Origin of the sequence: Rufibacter ruber (genome assembly GCF_001647275.1) — a bacterium.
In the GTDB taxonomy this organism is placed as follows: Bacteria; Bacteroidota; Bacteroidia; order Cytophagales; family Hymenobacteraceae; genus Nibribacter; species Nibribacter ruber_C.
The window spans coordinates 51721-69643 of sequence record NZ_LRMM01000014.1; the positions used below are offsets into that span (position 1 = coordinate 51721).

A 17923-nucleotide genomic window follows, 5' to 3' on the forward strand; every position below is an offset into this window, starting at 1 on the left:
CAATAGGTTAGAAGGGCAGGTCGTCTGGCTCTTCCTCATAGGCCGCCGAACGGGTGCTGCCGCCTTTGCTGGCAGAACTGGCGCCGGCGTTTCCGCCGCCGGAAGAGGCTTGTTCATTGCCGTAGCTTCCGCCGCCGTTGTTCTGACCGCCGTTGCCGCCTTCAGAGCGGCCACCCAGCATGGTCATGTTGTCTGCTACAATCTCAGTGCTGTACCGCTGTATGCCGTCTTTGTCTGTATAATTGTTAGACCTGATTCTGCCTTCAATATAAACTGACTGGCCTTTCTTGAGGTATTTCTCAGAGACTTCGGCCAAGCCGCGCCACAGCACTATGTTGTGCCACTCTGTGCGCTCCTGGCGCTCGCCGTTCTTGTCTTTGAACGTCTCAGAGGTGGCCAAAGGGAAACGGGCTACCGCCACACCGCCTTCTAAGTGCCTCACCTCCGGGTCTTTGCCAAGGTTGCCAATCAAGATAACTTTATTAATGCTTGCCATAGAATTGTATAAAGGGGGTGCAAACTTAAATTAACTTATAAATATACTAAAAGAAGTGCTCTTTCAAAAATGAATCTATCAATACTGGCTTGGGCAAGTCTTCTATTTCTGAAATGGAATATAGCCGCAGCCCAATACTTTCTTCAGTCTCTCCCCTTAAACGGGAATCAAGCGAAACAAGGTAAAACTGCGCCATAATTTTCTGGTGGCTCAACACGTGTTTATACGTTTTGCCGGTAGAAGAAAAAGGGGTGAGGTTAGTGGCTAGCGTCTCTGCCGCCTGCCCCTGCAGGTGCTCTGGGGTGAGCTTGGCTGTGTCTGATTCTATGGTGTGGAAATCATACAGGCCCATCCAGATGTCGTTCTGGGTGCGCTTTTTCATATACAGCTGGTCGCCTACCCGCAGAACCAGGTAATGGAAGAACCGTTGGCGGCTGCTCTTGGCTTTCTCTTTCACCGGCAGCGCCGAAACCAACCCGTTCAGAAACGCGAAGCACGTCTGTTGCAGCGGGCAGAACAAACAGTCTGGGGCCACCGGCGTGCACTGGATAGCGCCAAACTCCATAATGGCCTGGTTGTAAGTGTCCGGCTCGCCGGCCGGAATCAACTCATTGGCCAGAGCCTCAAACACTTTTTTGCTCGCCGGGGCGGCAATGTTCTCGTGCTTGCCAAAGACCCGGGCCAGTACGCGGTACACGTTCCCGTCCAGCACGGCCACCTGTTCCTGGTAGGCAAAAGAAGCGATGGCGGCGGCGGTGTAAGAGCCAATTCCCTTCAACTGCAGCAGCCCCTGGTAACTTTTAGGAAACTGCCCCCCAAACTGGTCTACCACCTGTTTGGCGGTGAAATGCAGGTTTCTGGCGCGGGAATAGTAGCCCAGCCCCTGCCATAGGCGCAATACTTCGTCTTGGGGGGCGTTTGCTAGGGAGTACACCGTGGGGAACTGCTCCAGGAACCTGAGGTAGTAAGGCAGGCCTTGTTTTACCCGGGTTTGCTGCAGAATAACCTCAGAAAGCCAGATGGCATACGGGTCAGTGGTCTCACGCCAGGGCAGTGCCCGCTTGTGGCGGTGATACCAGGCAATAAGGGTATTTGTAAAGAAAGAATTGGTTGGGTGGGCCATGCAGGGGCTTTAACATCTTGGCTAGCTGCGGGGTATACGCGCTGAAAACCAACAGATTTTTTAAACAAATAGTTTTACTACTCAAAAAAGGCGGTTACCTTTGTGCCCCGATTTCGAGGTGCCGTGTGACAGCGGTAAACGTTTGTACAAACATATTCATCTTCACTCAATTACTTAAAACGTTTAAACAAGTGACTAAAGCAGAAGTTATATCAGAGATTGCAGATAAGACAGGGATTGAAAAGTCTGATGTTGCAGCTACCGTTGAAGCATTCTTCAAAGTGGTGAAAGACTCAATGGCCGATGGTAATAACATTTATGTGCGTGGCTTTGGAAGCTTTGTGAATAAGAAGCGCGCCAAAAAAGTTGCCCGTAACATATCTAAAAACACCTCTATCATCATTGATGAGCATTTTATCCCAAGCTTCAAACCATCTAAAACGTTTGTAGCCAAGATCAAAAACAGTAAGAAAATTAAAGCTGAGGTCGTTTCTTAGTTTTTTCGTAGTTTTGCAGCCTTAACTCTTTGTTTAATAATCATTTCCAGATTCAATAGATATGTCAAAAGGTAAGTTAGCACTCATTTTTTCTGCCGTAGTGCTGGCCGTTCTGTTGGCTTTATTGCCTAAAGTGGTGATTAACAAAGACAAAAAGGCTGACCTTGCCTCTAACGGAGCCGCCGCCGAGTCTAGCCATGACCCCAACCATGAGGGCCATGAAGACCATGCAGCTGAGGCGGCGGCCCCGGCAGATGCCGCCAATGCCCACATGACGGCTACGCCCGCCCAGTTGAAAGAGATTGCAGACCTGCGAGCCAAATTCAACCGGGCCAGTAGCCCTCAGGACAAAGGCAAAGTAGCAGATGAACTGGCGCAGAAATACGCGGCTATTGCCAAGCATGACAGCGCCGGGTATTTCTATGAGCAGGTAGCCGCCGTAAGACCAGGGGAGAAAAGCTTCCAGAAAGCGGCCGACCAGTACTTTGAGGCGTTCACCTTTGCCGCTACCCAGGAGCGTTCACAGCAACTGGGGCAAAAGGCGCAGGGGCTGTATGCGCAGGTGCTGAAAAACAACCCTGCCAATCTGGATGCCAAGACGAACCTGGCTATGACGTACATCGCCAGCGAAACGCCCATGCAGGGAATTACCCTGTTGCGGGAGGTGATCTCGGCAGACCCTAAAAATGAGAAGGCTCTGTTTAACCTGGGAGTTCTTTCTATGCAGTCTAATCAGTATGATAAGGCGGTAACGCGTTTTCAGGAACTGCTGGCGGTAAACCCTAAGCATGTAGATGCTACGTTCTACTTGGGCATTTCTCTGGCAGAGACCAAGCAGAAGCAAGAGGCGCAGAAAGCGTTTATGCGGGTAAAGGAACTGAGCAAAGAGCCGGAAGTGTTGGCTTCAGTAGACAGTTACCTGCAGAAGCTGAACAGCGCCCAGTAAAAGAGGAGTTAAAATATTTTTCACTTATAAAACATCAAGATTATGCCTTGCGGTAAAAAAAGAAAAAGACATAAGATCGCTACCCACAAAAGAAAGAAGCGTCTTAGAAAGAATAGACACAAGAAGAAATAGGTTCGCGCCTGTTTTTCTTTGAGCCCAGGTTGCCGCAGAGGTGATACTGGGCTTTGGTATATTCTTTCATCTAAGCTACTAAGACATTGAGTAACGAATTAATCATTAATTCTACTCAAGATGGAGAACGAATAGCCCTTCTTCAGGATAAGCGGCTGGTGGAGTATCATTTTGATAAAAATGATACCAACTACAGCGTGGGGGATATTTTTCTGGGAACCGTGAAAAAGGTGATGCCTGGCTTGAACGCAGCGTTCATAGACATTGGCTACACCAAAGACGCGTTCCTGCACTACCATGATTTGGGAGAGAACATCAAGACTCTGAACAAATACGTGAAAACGGTGCAGACCCAGAAGAATGCCTCTGCCAAGCTTACCCAGATCAAGTTTGAACCAGAAATTGACAAGCTGGGCAAGATGGCAGACGTCCTTAAAAAAGGACAGCAGATCTTGGTGCAGATTGTAAAAGAGCCAATCTCTACAAAAGGGCCCCGGCTCTCCTGTGAGATCTCCCTGGCCGGCCGTTACCTGGTGCTCGTGCCATTTTCTAACACCGTGAGTGTGTCTAAGAAAATAGTGAGCAAAGAGGAGCGTACGCGTCTAAAACGCCTTATTTCTTCTATTAAACCAGAGAATTTTGGCGTGATCATCCGCACCGTGGCTGAAGGCCGCGAAGTGGCTGAGCTGGACAAGGACCTCAGAGGTATGCTGGCTACCTGGGAAGAAGGCATTGCCACTTTGAAGACCGCCAAAGAGCGCGACAAAGTGATTGGGGAGCTTGGCCGCTCCTCCTCCATGTTGAGAGACATTTTGAATGAAAGTTTTGACAGCATTGTGGTTGATGACCCCAAGCTGCATGATGAAATCAAAACTTACATTGAAACCATTGCCCCAGATAAGCTGAAGATTCTGAAGCATTACACGGGCAAGGTGAAGACCTTTGAACACTTTAACATTGAAAAGCAGCTGAAATCCCTGTTTGGGAAGACAGTGAGCATTCCGGGTGGGGGGTATCTGGTGATTGAACACACAGAGGCCCTGCACGTGATAGATGTGAACAGCGGGAACAAATCCAACTCCGAAACGGACCAGGAGGCCACCGCGCTGAATGTGAATCTAACTGCGGCAAAAGAGGTGGCGCGTCAGCTGCGCCTCCGGGACCTGGGCGGAATCATTGTAGTAGATTTCATTGACATGAAATCTGCTGAGAACCGGCAGAAAGTGCAGGACGTGGTGAAGGAAGAGATGAAGAAAGACCGGTCTAAGTACACGGTGCTGCCCATCTCCAAATTCGGGCTCATGCAGATCACCCGCCAGCGCGTACGGCCTGAGCAAAACATAGTAACCGGTGAGGTGTGCCCTACCTGCGGAGGCAGCGGGAAAATATCTGCCAGCATTCTGGTAACCGACGACATTGATCAGACCATTGAAGATCTGCTCACCCGCCAGAATCAGAAAAACATTACGCTGTATGTGCATCCGTTCTTGCATGCGTACTACACCAAAGGCCTCATTTCCCGCCAACGGAAGTGGTTCCTGAAACACTTTAAGTGGGTGAACGTGATGAAAGATACCTCCCTTGGCCTCACAGATTTCAAGGTGATGGATGAACACGGCGATGAAATTGAGCTTCGCTCAAGTTATTCAGAAGTGAATGGTCTCCAAGACCGTGCCGTAGAAGGAGAATAAGTTTTTTCTGCTCCTTTCATAATAAAGAAAGCCCCTGCTTACTGGCAGGGGCTTTTCTGTTATAGTACGTTCTGTTTTTAGGCTACTTTTAGGAAAACAGGCCAAAAACGCTCATGAAATTCTGGTTGCTGCGTGTATTTGTTAGCTGCCAGTTTTATGTTGGCTATTTTCAGATAGGCGTAATACTCATCCAACTGCTTCTGCCAAACCTCTGGCTATATTACTTTCTACTCGCGTTTATCAGGTTGAGCCTTGATGCTCAACCTGACCAAAAGAATCAAGAAGGGAGGAACTCTCTGAGGCTCAGACAGGCTTCCCTTGGTTTAATTTCGCACCTGGCAACCGCTATTCCTTCCATTGCTTCCGTAGCCACTGCTACCTGGAACCGCCTGTACGTGCACCCGCTATGCGCCTGCGTGCCTGGCGGCACTGGCCCGCTCCCGCAGGTACTGATAAGGAGCTACTGCGTTTCCACGCTGTTTTCTAGGAAGTAGGTGAGAAACGAAAAGGCAAGCGGTAGTAATTATCCATTATCACTTCTTAGCAGTTGCTTTCCCGCTGTGCTCTTGATGCCCCCTCTAAAGCGCGGGAGTTACTTACATACATTTCTGATATTCCCCCTTTGAAGGGGGCGAAGGGGGATGTTTACACAGGAGGGCACGCATTGCAGAGGTAGGGGCGTATGGCATACGCCCGCACGCATTTCCGGAGACTCCCCTCCTCTGAGGGGTAGGGGTGTGTTCAATGAGCCTGCAACTACTTTATGGCGAGGGTCTGCGCTAATTATGGTTTGGACCGCCTTGCCCTCATCCTAACCTTCTCCCAAAGGGAGAAGGAACACTGCATTTTCTGTTTTTTGGCCTGTTTTCCAGAAAACAGACAGAAAATGCTCTAAAATTTAATCCCGAAGTCAAGGGAGAAGACATCATTTTTCAGCTCCACTTTGTCATCCTTGAAAATACCGGCGTAGTGGTCGTCATCTACATCTGTAAGGCCGCGGTGGTAGGTGATACCGCCAAAGAGCTTGGTGCTGACCCCAATCTGCCGCTCTACCCCCACCCCAATCAGCACATCAATCTCAAACAGGTTGAAACGCTTGGTGAATTTGTCGCCTTCACTGTCTACTTTTTTGTCGTTTACTTTTGCGGCCAGCATGGTGTTCAAAGAACCGCCTGCCTGAAAATAGAGCTTGGTGTCTGTAGAAATCTCATTGGTGAAAAGTTTCAAGGCAATAGGGATTTCCAGGTACTGCAGGCTTAAATCATCTTCTCCTGACATTGTGATACTGGTAGCGCCATCCAGAGCCCCCGGGGCTATGGGTTGGGTATAGCTGTAGCGCACGGTACCGCCCTTGATGTTGTACATTAAACCGGAACTCACGGCATAGTTTGCGCCAAAGAAATAATCTGCCATGACGCCCACCCCAAAGCCACCGCCCACGCCGTCGCCTTCAAAATTGTATTTGTCTTGCGCCAAGGTGCGGTTTGAAGTGATAGAAGGGGCAAACTTCACCCCAATTTCTACCTGCGCTTCTGCGTGGCGGGAGCCCAGGAATAAAATTGCCACCAGACAAAATAGGATACTGTAGCGGATCGTCTTCATAAGTAAGTGGTATTGCCGAATGTTGAGTAAATTTGCTTAAAGATAAACGAAGAATTCATGCAGAAATATCTATACCTGCTTTTTACTCTGTTGCTGTTTGCCGGTTGTCAGCAGCAACAGACGTGCCAGATGGCAGAGGAAGTAGAGAATATACCGGTTAACTTAGAGGTTGAGCGGTTGGAGAAGGAGTTTTTCCAAATAAAAGCGCTGCCCCAGATGCAGGAGTTCCTGAGCCGGCACCCGCTGTTCGCAGACAGATTCCTGCAGCAGAAAGGTTACCCTAACCAGGAGATTCTGGCGCAAAGCCTCCTGAAGCTGGCCACAGACACCAGTATTCACAAACTGGTGCGGGAGTCAGACAACACGTTTGGGGAGTTGAAAGACGTGAAGCAGGAGCTGGAGAACGCGTTCAAGCACGTGAAATATTATTACCCTAAGTTTCAGGTGCCACAGGTGCAGACGTTTATCACCGGCCTGAGCCGGGACCTGTACGTGGGCGACAGCCTGATGGTGCTGGGGCTGGATTTCTTCATTGGCAAGAAGGCCCCTTACCGGCCGCAGGCGCCGCAGTACATTCTGGAGCGCTATGAGAAACCGTACCTGGTGCCCACCGCCATGTTGCTGGTCTCCAACAAATTCAACAAGACAGACTTTCTGAGCGGCGCCATGCTGGATGAGATGATTGATTTTGGCAAGTCGTACTATTTTGTGGAGCAGATGATGCCCTGCACCCCAGATTCACTCATCATTGGCTTCACAGGCCAGGAGCTGGCAGATGTGCAGTACAACGAAGGCAAGATCTGGGCGCATTTTGTGGAGAAGAGCCTGCTGTATGAGACCGGGCAGTTTGTGATCAGGAAGTATATTGGCGAGCGCCCCAACGTGCCCGAGATCAGTGCCCGCTGCCCCGGCCGCATTGGCACCTGGGTAGGCTGGCAAATTGTGCGCCAATACATGGAAAGCAACCCCAATGTGACCCTGCAGCAGCTTATGGAAGAGAAAAATGCCCGTAAGATCTTAGAAGCCTCTAAATACAAGCCGCAGAAAAAATCTTAATGTAGGGTAGCACGTAGCAAGATGGGGAGGGTATATTTTGGGCAGTCGCATGCTATGTGATTTTAATTTTTCGGCCTTTGGCCGAAGATGGTCCAGTACTTTATCCTTTAAAGATTCTAAAGCGGGTGAACGGAAATTTGTAAGTGGGCATAATCAACTAAACCTTCTGCCATTCTGGAAGAATCTTAGGGAACCGTGAGCGAGCTATGAAAGCGCTCAGGAGAAGCAATTGCCGTTCGCAACCGAGATCCTTTCAGGGTGCCAGAGAGTGGGTCATTACTTCTGTCTCCTCACTTAGTTTTGAATTACTTTCACTTTCTGTTTTCGCTGTTTTTGTAAAAACAGGCCGAAAACGTAATCCATTGTTCCGGCTCCCATGCACATTGCGCTGTTTCATCAGTATCACCACAACCCTGACTGCCCCGCTACCTGCCGGCATTACAGTTTCATGGCTGAACTGGTAAAGCGCCACCGTGTCACGCTCGTCACCTCTAACGCCTGGGAAAGCAAAAGACTCACGCACCAATATGCATGGGTGCCTCCTGGTGTGGAGTTGGTTTCCATTCAGGTGCCATATCATAATAAAATGGGAGTGTGGCAACGGGTGAAAGCTTTCAGTGATTTTGCCTTGCAGGCAATAAGAAAAGGCAAAGAAATAGAAAAGCCAGATGTTGTGTGGGGCGTGTCTACCCCACTGACCACTGCCTGGGCGGCAGCTAGAGTTGCCAAATACCATCAAGTGCCGTGGGTGTTTGAGGTGCAGGACTTGTGGCCGTCTTTCCCCATCCAGATGGGGGCTGTACCCTGGAAGCCGGTGCAGCGGGAGCTTTACCGATTGGAGAAGAACCTCTACCAATCAGCTTCGCACATCATTCCGCTGTCAACAGACATGGGGCGATACATTCAGGAGCTGGGTATTGCACCAGATAAAATCACTACGCTGGTCAATGGGACTGACATACCAGCCACGCCTGTCTCCGCTTCTGCAAAGCAAGCCTTGCTACATAAGTTGGGGCTTGAGGGGAAGCAAGTAGTGCTCTATGCTGGTACGTATGGCCGGGCCAATGACATTCCTATGCTGGTGGAGGCTGCTAAATTACTGCAAGACCAGCCTAAGTTGTACTTCGTTTTTACCGGTCAAGGGTATGATGAGCCATTGCTGCAAAATGCAGCCGCCGTGCAAACCAATATCCTGCTGCTCCCCCCTATGCCTCGGCACCAGGTTTTCACCTTGTTCTCGCTGGCAGCAGTGTCAATTGTTTCGTTTATTGATTTGCCAGTGCTCAAAGCAAACTCCCCCGGTAAACTTTTTGACAGCCTGGCGGTGGGTACGCCCGTTGTTGTGACCAATGCTGGCTGGACAAAGCAGCTGGTAGAAGCGAGCCAGTGTGGTTGGTACGTTCCGGCCGGAGACGCTGAGGCCTTGGCCGCTACTCTGGTGCAGCAGTTGGGGAATGAGCAGGAGCTGGCAGTAATGCGGAAAAATGCCGCTAGCGTGGCTCAACAGCAGTTTGAGAGGTTACAGATGGTGCCAGTATTGGAGCAGATATTTGAGGGAGTGGTGGGGAGAAAGTAAGAAGAGAACTTAGGATGCATCATAGCAGATGAATTGATTGAACAATGCTGCCTCCTTCCTTATTACAACTCATTTCTGCCCCCATTGCCCATTCTTTTTTCTTTCCTGCTGGTGCAGCAATTTCCTATACTTCTCTGCTTCTATCGCTTTTCCGTTTCTGCTGTTTCCCGCTCCATCTATTTATAAACGAAATACCAGGGGGCTAATGGGCAAGTAAATATAGCAAGCCACAAAAGCCACGCAGATTGCCTCAGCGCCTCTGGTCACCCTATAAATTTATCCTTCTCGCCTTTTTGTGGTACTAGCCTGAAGTTTTCAAACGTTTTACCTTGTAGATGCTGCTGCCACTTGGCCAACAGCGGTTTCTCTAAATTTATCTCACGGTATTCGTCGGGGCTCATGATCGGGATTCCTTTTACAATAGGATAAAGGCGGCTGCACTCACTACACGTAAAAAAGCCTTCCAGTATGTTCCCGCTAGGGTCTTGGGTAATGGTGGTCAGCTCAATGTCTGCTTTATCAAAGGGGCAGCACAATTTCTTTATAGTTTCAAGTCTCATCACTAGATTGGTTTCAGTTGTTTCAGATATTTTGTAATAGCCACGCCTGGCTTTTCTGCACTCATTATGCCTGATACCACCGCTACTCCATCAAAAGGTAGTTCCTGTAGTTCAGGCATGTTGTCAGGTTTTATTCCGCCGGCTAAAAAGATGGGCATAGCGGTTATTCTTTTAGCTTCTTTGATGGTCTCAAAATCTACCAATTCACAACTGGTGCTGGTAGAGGAAGGAAAAATGGAGCAAAAGGAAATATAATCCAGCCTTTGGTCATTTGCCCACCGCACCAAAGCCAAATCATTGTTGCAGGTAAGACCTGTTATAAAGTCTCTGTTAAGAGAGATTTTTATCTGCTCTAAATCTTTAGGCGGAGCGTCAAAGTGAACGCCATCTAAGGCGGTGGTTTGCAGCCACTCCCACTGGTTGTTTATAAGTACCGGAACATTCTTCTCGTGGCAAAGCACAGAGATTTTCTGAATCAACGGCAGATGGTCTTTATGCGGCAAAAAATTGTCCCAGAGCTGTACCGCAGCAATCTTTTCCTGAAGAACTAGTTGTAGCTTTTGAAGTAAAATATCTTCCTCCAAAGATGGGTCTATGACCAAATAAACTCCTGACTCTACTTTTCGCTTCTTTTCCATTATTTCCATCCCTCCCGAAAGGCGTTGAAGAAAGCGGCCCAATACGGGTCTTCTGCCAGATACACCAAGTCAGATGCTTCTCCGTTTGCTATCAACTTTATGCCACTTTCTCTTTCTCTTATTTCTCCAACAGCGCAACAGGCTATGCCTTCAGCGGCAAGGTGTGCTATGATACCATGTGCGGCCTCTTTTTTACAGGTAATGATCATAGCGCCAGCACCCACGCAGTAGCGCGGGTCTATAGAGAAGAGAGAGCAGACGTCCTGCTGAATGTTTCCAATGGGAATCTGGTCGTTAAAAATCACGGCCCCGTTGCCAGAGGCGCTGGCCAGTTCATATATGGCCCCCAGCACACCACCTTCGGTTACATCATGCATGGCAGTTACCTGGTTACGCGCAGTTGGGGCGCCAACGGCGGTCAAAGCATCTTTGAGCGATGATGTTTGGTAAAACATGTCGCAGGCCTTCTGGTAAGTTTCCTGGCCCAGTTTATTCTTCACCGTTTCCGGAAAACTCATAGCCAAGATGGAGGTAGAGGAAAGGGCGCATTGTTTGGTCACCAGAATAGTGTCTCCTGGCCGGGCATTCTGCGAAGTAAGGATTTGCGCCTGAGGGGCAATGGTGGTAAACGTACCGCCCCCAGCAATGGTAGAGTTCTGCCCTTCAATAAAGCCGGTATGCCCTCCGGTAATAGCTACTCCCACATTAGCGCAGTATTGGTGAATGTACTGCCAATAAGTTTTGAAATCCTCTTTGGAAAACGTAGCCGGCAGGTTGAGCACAAATTGCCCGTACATAGGCGCAAAACCCGTGGTAGCCATGTCATTGGCCATTAGGTGTACCGAAAGCCAGGCAGATTCTTCCAGACCCAATGATGGAATAAGCGATAATGGGTCACTGGTGGTGGCCATGGCCATACCACCGGGCAAACGTACCACTGAGACATCTACCCCAAATCCTGGGCCCACCAGCACTTCCTTTCTTGGGTACCCGCAATTCTCCCGGATGATGTTGGTGAATAGAGGGTGGTCTATCTTTCCAAGTTTATCTTCCATTCTAGTCTACATCGTTTAGTTTGATGTATAACCCGAAGAAATCGCCGTAGGGCAGCCCCCATTGCTGTACCGGAAACCATTTAGGAAGGCCTGTGCAAGTCCATTCAATGGTATATTCTCTGCCGGCCAGCGCCTGGTGAATTATCTCAGTTAGTTTGGCTGGTGTATAAAAGGTGGCGGTGACGTAAAACGGGTTTTTCCCGAACATCTGCTGCACCCGCCTTCTCAGAACTTTGGGCGAGTTCCGGTTCATCATGCCCATGGCAATACCGTATTTGGCTACCCTGGCCGCTTCTCTAATAACTTTAACGGGGTCTTTGTAATACTCAAACGTAGTGATGAAAGCCAGAGAGTCAAAGGTATGGTCTTTGAAGGGCATGTGGTGTGAGTCGGCCATGACCAAATCTCCTTGGAAGAGGTGCACCGCCTGTGACAGCATGAGGGGGGAAATGTCGCCGCCGGTGGCTTCTATGCCTATCTGGTGCCACCATCTGGTAAAGCGGGTGGTGCCGCAGCCAAACTCAAGCAGGGTCTTGATACGTGTGTCTTTGGAAACCAGCTGTTCCATGACCTTCTTTTGCCAGACCTCGGCTCTTTTGTAGCGGCCTTCATACCATTGCTCGTAGGTGTCAGTGTGTTCGCGGTTGAAGAACCATTCAGGTCTGTTTTGCCAGTTTTGCTGGCTCTGGGGAATTAATTCAGAGGATTTTTTCTGTAGCTCCATGTTGCAGTTTTGTTAAAACAAAAAACTCCATTCAATGGGTATGCCCAGAAAGAATGGAGTACAAAATGGAGTATTTAATACAGCATCCCTACGTTGGCATTATCCAAATCAGGTGGCGGGTATGATCTCAGCCTAACATTTCTAGTCAGGCACCCCGTGCGTTTACTTTACAAACTTACTTAAATTTGTTTAAGCCATGCTTATTTCAAAAGCCTCATTGTTGATCCGGCACAAAAATAGTTAAAGGACGATTCTTGCTGTTTATGGCTTATTTTTTGGAAAACAGGCCAAAAACAGGTTATAACTTGTTCTGTGGGTCGTCTGGCTTGTTGGGCCAGTTCTTTTCATAGTAGCGGCAAAAGTGGGTAAGTGGGCAACGCTCGCACTGCGGGGTGCGGGCCAGGCAAATGTAGCGGCCATGTAGAATAAGCCAATGGTGGGCTTTGGGCACTAATTCCAGCGGCGTGTTCTTCATCAATTCCTTCTCCACCTCCAGCGGCGTGCGCGCCTTAGCGTCTACCAGTCCTAAGCGTTTAGAAACCCGGAATACGTGCGTATCTACGGCCATGGTAGGCATGTTGAAGATGACAGAGGCAATGACGTTGGCGGTTTTCCGGCCCACGCCCGGCAGTTGCTGTAGTTCTTCTACCGTGGCCGGTACTTCACCTGAGAAACGCTCTACCAGCATCTTGCCCAAGCCTGCCAAGTGCTTGGCTTTGTTGTTGGGGTACGAGATGCTTTTGATGTAAGGGAAAATATCTTCGGCGGTAGCCGTGGCTAATATCTCTGCCGAAGGGTAGGCCTCAAAAAGCGGAGGCGTGACCAGGTTGACCCGTTTGTCTGTGCACTGCGCGCTCAACACCACCGCAATAAGCAGTTCATACGGGTTGCGGTACGCCAGTTCCGTCTCCGGTTCCGGAAAGTTATGGGTGAAGTAGGAAATAAGGTGACGGTACCGCTCTTGTTTGCGCATAACTAACACTTGATAGATTAAGAGTTGCTAAATTAGAGAAAAGGTAAGTATGAGGGTCAGTATGTAGTGCAATTGATTATAATGTAGTTGAAGGAAAAATTGTAGAGTAGGGGAAAGGACACTTCTAAATGTCATCATTAGAGATAGTCACGCTTAAGAAAGATATATGTCTACTATTCGCTCTTCTGTTCGTGTATTTGCTGTACTATCTCTGGTAGTAAGCTTGACTTTATGTTTCAAGGAAAAGTATTATAAATTCAATGATAAGGAGTTAGAATTTTTAGCATACCAGGAAGGGCAAGTACTTAAGTTTTCTGATACAAGCAATGTTGTCAATGAGTTAGTACAAGTTGATTCCTCCAGAGACTTCTTTCAGATGTCTGGATGGTTTGGCACCTCTTATCAAGAAAGCTTTGAAGTAAGTTACAATCCAATAGGTAATGGTGAACTCATGTTAAACATTGACCTTAAAACAGAAGAAGGTTCATTTGGAGGCGGCTTCTTCATGAAGATAAATGATTATCATGTTTACGCAAACCCAAATACACTGTAGCCATTTGCTGGAACAATGTTAATCAATGGCCTAAGGTATGACCATGTTTACTCATTAAGAGCCTACAGAGTTGTGCCAGAATATGCAAGAAAAGACTCTGCAATAGCCTATTACAATAAAACGCATGGCCTTATTCAACTTTTGCTTCCTAACGGAAAATCCATTAACCGAGTAGATTAAAACAAAAAAGCACCAGCTCTAAAACTGGTGCTTTTTTGTTTTTTGCAGAACCTGCTACGGATGCAAACTTACCGTTCTGGAGTAGCTGATGATGGCGTCACACACCCGTTGGCTGGGCTGGGCGAAGGCGTCATCCAGGTTCACCTGCGCAATGAGTAAATCGGCACAAGCCTCTGCCAGGCCCTGGTCTACCATCAAGGCGTCTTCCAGCAATTGGCGCTGCCGTCTGGGCAGCTCGTTGTAGAGGTATTGTACCAGATCATTCTGAGTAAAGGTTTTGATCATAGGCTTTTGTATCTAGGGACATTTTTTTCCGCAAGTTGATTAATGCGTATCTCATTCTGCCCAAAGCCGTGTTGATGCTAACCCCGGTAGCCTCTGCAATCTCCTGAAAACTCATGTCAGCGTAGTGGCGCATGATGAGCACCTCTTTCTGCGCCGCCGGCAGCTGCTGAATTAATTCACGCAGCCGGGCGTGGGTTTCCTCTTTGATCCTGATGGATTCCACTGACTCCTCAGAGAAGCTCAACGTGTTGAACACATTGCTGCCGTCTTCCAGGGTAATCATGGGGCTCCGCTTCTCCCGCCGGAAATAGTCAATAGCCAGGTTATGGGCGATACGGCAGATCCAGGATGAAAACTTCCCTTCTTCATTGTAACGGCCGCTTTTCATAGTATGGATTGCCTTCACAAATGTCTCCTGCAGGAGGTCTTCTGCGGTATAGGTATCTTTAACTATAAGTAGAATGGTGGTGAAAACCTTACTTTTATGACGGCTAACCAATTCCTCAAACGCACTCTCGTTACCTGCGATGTACGACGTTACAAGCGCCGAATCGCTGAGCTGTACTATGTTCATCTAAAATCTACATATTAGGTAACGTAGAGGTTTAAGCCATATTGTGAGGTTAGCGTGAATTGATGTGATTTCTGTTTCTATGTGTATCAAATATAGAAAGAGTGAAAATCAAATACAACAGTTGGTAGACCTGTAGAAAAATATTTTTCTGTTTTTCTGCTGATTTCAGAAAAACAGGTCAGAAACAGCGTAAGTAAAGACACAGCGCTTCTATGCCAAGATCAGCCTCTAAAAAGAATAGAGGCCAATGTGGCCCAATTTTAACTCGTTCTAAAGAAATTTCCACAAAAACAGCGCCAGAAATAAGAAGGAAAGGCTTTAAAACAAGAAAGTTAGTGGGAAAGTGGGCGTTTTTTGATCATGCCGCCAGAGGTGTCATTGATGCTGTGCATAATCATAAAAGCACTGGGGTCCATGTCAGCAATCAACGTCTTCAGGCGCTGCACCTCCAGGCGCGTCACCACGCAGAACAAAATGTCTACCTCGTCACCAGAGAAGCCGCGCTGGCCTTTGTAAATGGTCACGGCACGGCCAAGCTGGGTCAAGATGCCCTGCCGAATGCTGTCACTGTGCACTGAGACAATGGTCACGCCGGTGTATTCCTCAATCCCGTGAATGATGAAGTCAATGGTTTTGGAGGCGGTCAGGTACGTGAGCACCGAGTACATGGCCGGTTCCAGGCCCAGCAGGAAGGCCGCCACCAGGAAAATGATCAGGTTGATGACCAGGATCACGTCACCTATGGTGAGGCTGGTGCGCTTGCTGACCAGGAGCGCCAGGATCTCGGTGCCGTCTAAGACGCTTCCGCCCCTGATGGAGAGCCCAATGCCCGCGCCCAGGAAGAACCCGCCAAATACAGCGGTCAGCAGTTTGTCATCTGTGAGGGTGGGGAACTCTACAAACAGCAGGAGCAACGCCAGGCCTACCACCGCCAGCAAACTCTTCAGGGCAAATGACCGCGCCACCTGCCGGTAGCCGGCAATAAGGAAAGGGGCGTTCATTGCCAGAATGAGGAGCGGCAACGGCAGACCGCTGCCCTTAGACAAGAGCATGGAAACCCCGGTCACCCCGCCGTCAATGAAATGGTTGGGGATCAGGAATCCTTTCAGGCCCAGGCCCGCAGAGCCAATCCCGAAGCAAATCAACAACGCATCACGCACGGCCCCCCAGGGCTGCCGGCGTTTTACAACAGAAGTAGAAGGCGTAATCAGTGAGGAACTCAAAATAGCTAGGTTCTAATTGTGGCTTACTTAGCGGCGGGCAGGTTTTTTAGCTGTAGCTCAACCGCAGACAGTTGCTTGTTCAGGCCGTTGTAATATGCCTCCATGTTCTTGCGGTCACTGTCTGAGAGGGCGGCCTCCAGCAGCTTGCTGCGCTGCTCCAGGAGCTGTACCAGCTGTTCCAGCAGCTGGATTCTTTTCTCCTGCCCCAGGCTGTACACCTGTTTCTCTTTGTGGTTGCTCACGCTGGACACCTGCCCGTCAATGACCACAATTCTGGTCTCCGTGTCGCCTACCACCTGGCGCTCATGGTCAACAATGGCGCCGTAGGTAAAAATATCATCGGCTACCAATACCACCCGCCCCTGCGGGCTCACCGCATGTTTTAGTTTCAGGGTAAGGGTTTTGCCGTCTTTGGTGCGTACGCGGCCGTCTGGCAGTACGGTGGTGCCGTTGTCATACACAATTGGCTCCTGTACCTCATGCAGCTTGCCGCCTTTGTTCTGTACCAGTTTGCCGTCACGCCAGAAGATGGTGTTGTCTTTGATGTTGGCCCTGGTCACCAGTGAGTCAGAGGAGGCAGTGGTTTGCTGGGCCAGAGCCACTGTTGACGTGCCGCAGAGGGCGGCCGCCAGGAAGCAGAGAGGCAGAACAAATGCTTTCATGTAAGTAGTGCTTAGGGTAATAAATAGTCTCTATACGTAGGCCTTGGCGCAGGAGCAAAAAGAGCAAACTAAAATAAATTCATTCAGAATACGTAATTTATTTCAAATATGCAATTATGTTCTTTTAAATGTTCAATGATGGGGCTAATCTTTACTGGCATGGGGGCGTATATGAATGTACTATGGAATATAACATTTACATGACACCAGATTTCAGGAAAGAGGTAAAGAGAGACCTCAAGATAAAGGAAAAAGCGAACACTGAGATCAAGGAGACGCTCGCCATTGAGCGCACCGAGTTCTCTAATGAGCGTACGTTTCTGGCGTATCTGCGCACTGCACTCTCACTGGTTATTGCAGGGTTTTCGCTTCATCAGTTTTTTAACACCACTGCTTCTATGTGGTTGGCTGCCGTTTTAATTCCGGTAGGGCTGGGAATAGGCTTTGTAGGGGTGAGAAAGTTCCTGGCCAAGCGGGAGCTGATCAAACGCAAGCGTGAAGCCTACGTGCCGGCCAAGCAGATGCTGGCTATTTTAAAAGCCGAAAAGGCAAAAGAACTCAGTGGCGGTCACCACAACATGGCCATCTAGTAATATAGCAGAAGTTGAATTGTTGTATATAAACAATATTGGAAGTGCGGCGGCGGGCCGATGAAGGTGTAGTTGGAGTGCAAAACCGCCCACTTCTTTTTCTGTTCTCTTCCCGAATGGCAGGCGCGACTCCGGATCGTGGGGCCTTCCATCTGAACATAGATCATATTCCATAAAGCAAGAAGCGGCTGCCCTGTAAGGCAGCGCTTCTTGCTTTATAAGAAATGCGGTTGTTCCCTTTTCAACATCCTGTTTTTAGCCTGTTTTTAGAAAAACAGGCTAAAAACAGATTTATGGCTTCACCAGGGGAGTTGCCCAGAGGCCCATCTTCATCTGGAAGATGTTGGCAATGCTGGTGGCTTTCTGTTTGGCCTGGTCAGCCATCTCGCCGGCAAAAAGATCTTCTACGGTTTGGGTGAACAGGACAATCCAGCGGGTGAAGTGCGCCCGCTCAATGGGCAGTGACAAGTGTCTGGGAAACGGCTGCCCTTTGTAGGCCATGGACCCAAACAGCACCGTGCTCCAGAAGTTGTACATCTTGGGCAGGTGGTGCGCCCAGTCAACGTGGGCAACGTCATTGAAGACAGGGCCCAGCAGCTCATCCTGATTTACATTGTTATAAAATGTATCCACCAGAAGTTTAATGTCATCTTCAGTGGCAATATCTGTTTTCAATCCTTCGCTCATACCAATTGGGAAGCGCTGGCTTCCTTTATGTTAACGCTGCAAGAATACTTCTTCTGCCCCAAGGTTGAAATGATAAAGGTCATTTCTGGCCTGTTTTTCT

The 17923-nt window shown here is 48.9% G+C and carries 20 protein-coding genes and 1 riboswitch; of the genes, 7 read left to right on the plus strand and 13 right to left on the minus strand.

The genetic code is table 11. The features are described from left to right. Nucleotides 1-7: 7 nt before the first annotated feature. On the minus strand, nucleotides 8-496 hold the full coding sequence (locus A8O25_RS07685) for a single-stranded DNA-binding protein (protein WP_066832993.1): 489 nt from the start codon (nucleotides 494-496) through the stop codon (nucleotides 8-10). Between the two features lie 46 nt (nucleotides 497-542). Further along, nucleotides 543-1619 carry an A/G-specific adenine glycosylase gene (mutY, locus tag A8O25_RS07690; RefSeq protein WP_066832996.1) on the minus strand — a complete coding sequence of 359 codons (1077 nt, stop codon included), beginning with the start codon at nucleotides 1617-1619 and terminating at the stop codon, nucleotides 543-545. Between the two features lie 191 nt (nucleotides 1620-1810). Between mutY and A8O25_RS07695 the strand changes: the two genes are divergently transcribed. From A8O25_RS07695 to A8O25_RS07705, 3 genes are all read left to right on the plus strand, one after another. Continuing rightward, complete coding sequence (locus A8O25_RS07695) at nucleotides 1811-2116, plus strand: HU family DNA-binding protein (RefSeq protein ID WP_066832997.1); 306 nt, start codon at nucleotides 1811-1813, stop codon at nucleotides 2114-2116. 61 nt (nucleotides 2117-2177) lie between these two features. After that, nucleotides 2178-3062: a tetratricopeptide repeat protein gene (locus tag A8O25_RS07700; protein WP_066832999.1), complete on the plus strand. Its 885-nt coding sequence runs from the start codon at nucleotides 2178-2180 to the stop codon at nucleotides 3060-3062. A 218-nt stretch (nucleotides 3063-3280) separates the two neighbouring features. Further along, nucleotides 3281-4885, plus strand: a complete 1605-nt coding sequence (locus A8O25_RS07705; protein ID WP_066833007.1) for an Rne/Rng family ribonuclease — start codon at nucleotides 3281-3283, stop codon at nucleotides 4883-4885. An 891-nt stretch (nucleotides 4886-5776) separates the two neighbouring features. Here the strand turns inward: A8O25_RS07705 and A8O25_RS07715 are convergent. Next, nucleotides 5777-6487 carry a porin family protein gene (locus A8O25_RS07715; protein WP_153042639.1) on the minus strand — a complete coding sequence of 237 codons (711 nt, stop codon included), beginning with the start codon at nucleotides 6485-6487 and terminating at the stop codon, nucleotides 5777-5779. Nucleotides 6488-6544: 57 nt separating this feature from the next. Here A8O25_RS07715 and gldB point away from each other — a divergent pair, with 57 nt between their 5' ends. Then, nucleotides 6545-7543: a gliding motility lipoprotein GldB gene (gldB, locus tag A8O25_RS07720; RefSeq protein WP_066833011.1), complete on the plus strand. Its 999-nt coding sequence runs from the start codon at nucleotides 6545-6547 to the stop codon at nucleotides 7541-7543. A 448-nt stretch (nucleotides 7544-7991) separates the two neighbouring features. Then, nucleotides 7992-9119, plus strand: a complete 1128-nt coding sequence (locus tag A8O25_RS07725) for a glycosyltransferase family 4 protein (RefSeq protein WP_241498957.1) — start codon at nucleotides 7992-7994, stop codon at nucleotides 9117-9119. Nucleotides 9120-9382: 263 nt separating this feature from the next. Here the strand turns inward: A8O25_RS07725 and A8O25_RS07730 are convergent, their stop codons facing one another. From A8O25_RS07730 to nth, 5 genes are all read right to left on the minus strand, one after another. Further along, the gene (locus tag A8O25_RS07730) at nucleotides 9383-9679 is read right to left on the minus strand and encodes a Trm112 family protein (RefSeq protein ID WP_066833018.1); all 297 of its coding nucleotides are present in this window, start codon (nucleotides 9677-9679) and stop codon (nucleotides 9383-9385) included. Between the two features lie 2 nt (nucleotides 9680-9681). Further along, on the minus strand, nucleotides 9682-10317 hold the full coding sequence (locus A8O25_RS07735; RefSeq protein ID WP_066833021.1) for a thiamine phosphate synthase: 636 nt from the start codon (nucleotides 10315-10317) through the stop codon (nucleotides 9682-9684). Beyond that, nucleotides 10317-11372 carry an AIR synthase family protein gene (locus A8O25_RS07740; RefSeq protein WP_066833024.1) on the minus strand — a complete coding sequence of 352 codons (1056 nt, stop codon included), beginning with the start codon at nucleotides 11370-11372 and terminating at the stop codon, nucleotides 10317-10319. Before A8O25_RS07740 ends, A8O25_RS07735 begins: the two co-directional genes overlap by 1 nt. Before the next feature lies 1 nt (nucleotide 11373). Then, a complete protein-coding gene (locus tag A8O25_RS07745; RefSeq protein WP_066833027.1) occupies nucleotides 11374-12096 on the minus strand; it encodes a class I SAM-dependent methyltransferase in 723 nt (240 codons plus the stop codon). A gap of 68 nt (nucleotides 12097-12164) precedes the next feature. Further along, nucleotides 12165-12263: riboswitch (TPP riboswitch) on the minus strand. 131 nt (nucleotides 12264-12394) lie between these two features. After that, complete coding sequence (gene nth / locus A8O25_RS07750; protein WP_066833030.1) at nucleotides 12395-13069, minus strand: endonuclease III; 675 nt, start codon at nucleotides 13067-13069, stop codon at nucleotides 12395-12397. Nucleotides 13070-13235: 166 nt separating this feature from the next. Between nth and A8O25_RS07755 the strand changes: the two genes are divergently transcribed. Continuing rightward, a complete protein-coding gene (locus A8O25_RS07755) occupies nucleotides 13236-13622 on the plus strand; it encodes a hypothetical protein (RefSeq protein WP_066833033.1) in 387 nt (128 codons plus the stop codon). A gap of 234 nt (nucleotides 13623-13856) precedes the next feature. Here A8O25_RS07755 and A8O25_RS07760 read toward each other — a convergent pair whose 3' ends face one another. The 4 genes from A8O25_RS07760 to A8O25_RS07775 form a co-directional block, all read right to left on the minus strand. After that, nucleotides 13857-14087, minus strand: coding sequence for a hypothetical protein (locus A8O25_RS07760; protein WP_066833036.1), 231 nt, complete (start codon nucleotides 14085-14087; stop codon nucleotides 13857-13859). Further along, entirely contained in the window at nucleotides 14062-14661 is a 600-nt protein-coding gene (locus A8O25_RS07765; protein WP_066833039.1) for an RNA polymerase sigma factor, read from the minus strand. The genes A8O25_RS07760 and A8O25_RS07765 overlap by 26 nt, the downstream gene beginning before the upstream one ends. 332 nt (nucleotides 14662-14993) lie before the next feature. Then, entirely contained in the window at nucleotides 14994-15884 is an 891-nt protein-coding gene (locus tag A8O25_RS07770) for a YitT family protein (protein ID WP_241498958.1), read from the minus strand. A gap of 23 nt (nucleotides 15885-15907) precedes the next feature. Continuing rightward, nucleotides 15908-16546, minus strand: coding sequence for a DUF6799 domain-containing protein (locus A8O25_RS07775; protein ID WP_066833041.1), 639 nt, complete (start codon nucleotides 16544-16546; stop codon nucleotides 15908-15910). A 182-nt stretch (nucleotides 16547-16728) separates the two neighbouring features. Here A8O25_RS07775 and A8O25_RS07780 point away from each other — a divergent pair, with 182 nt between their 5' ends. Next, entirely contained in the window at nucleotides 16729-17136 is a 408-nt protein-coding gene (locus A8O25_RS07780; protein ID WP_066833044.1) for a DUF202 domain-containing protein, read from the plus strand. A 291-nt stretch (nucleotides 17137-17427) separates the two neighbouring features. Here the strand turns inward: A8O25_RS07780 and A8O25_RS07785 are convergent, their stop codons facing one another. Further along, nucleotides 17428-17823 carry a group III truncated hemoglobin gene (locus tag A8O25_RS07785; RefSeq protein WP_066833046.1) on the minus strand — a complete coding sequence of 132 codons (396 nt, stop codon included), beginning with the start codon at nucleotides 17821-17823 and terminating at the stop codon, nucleotides 17428-17430. Between the last annotated feature and the right edge of the window lie 100 nt (nucleotides 17824-17923).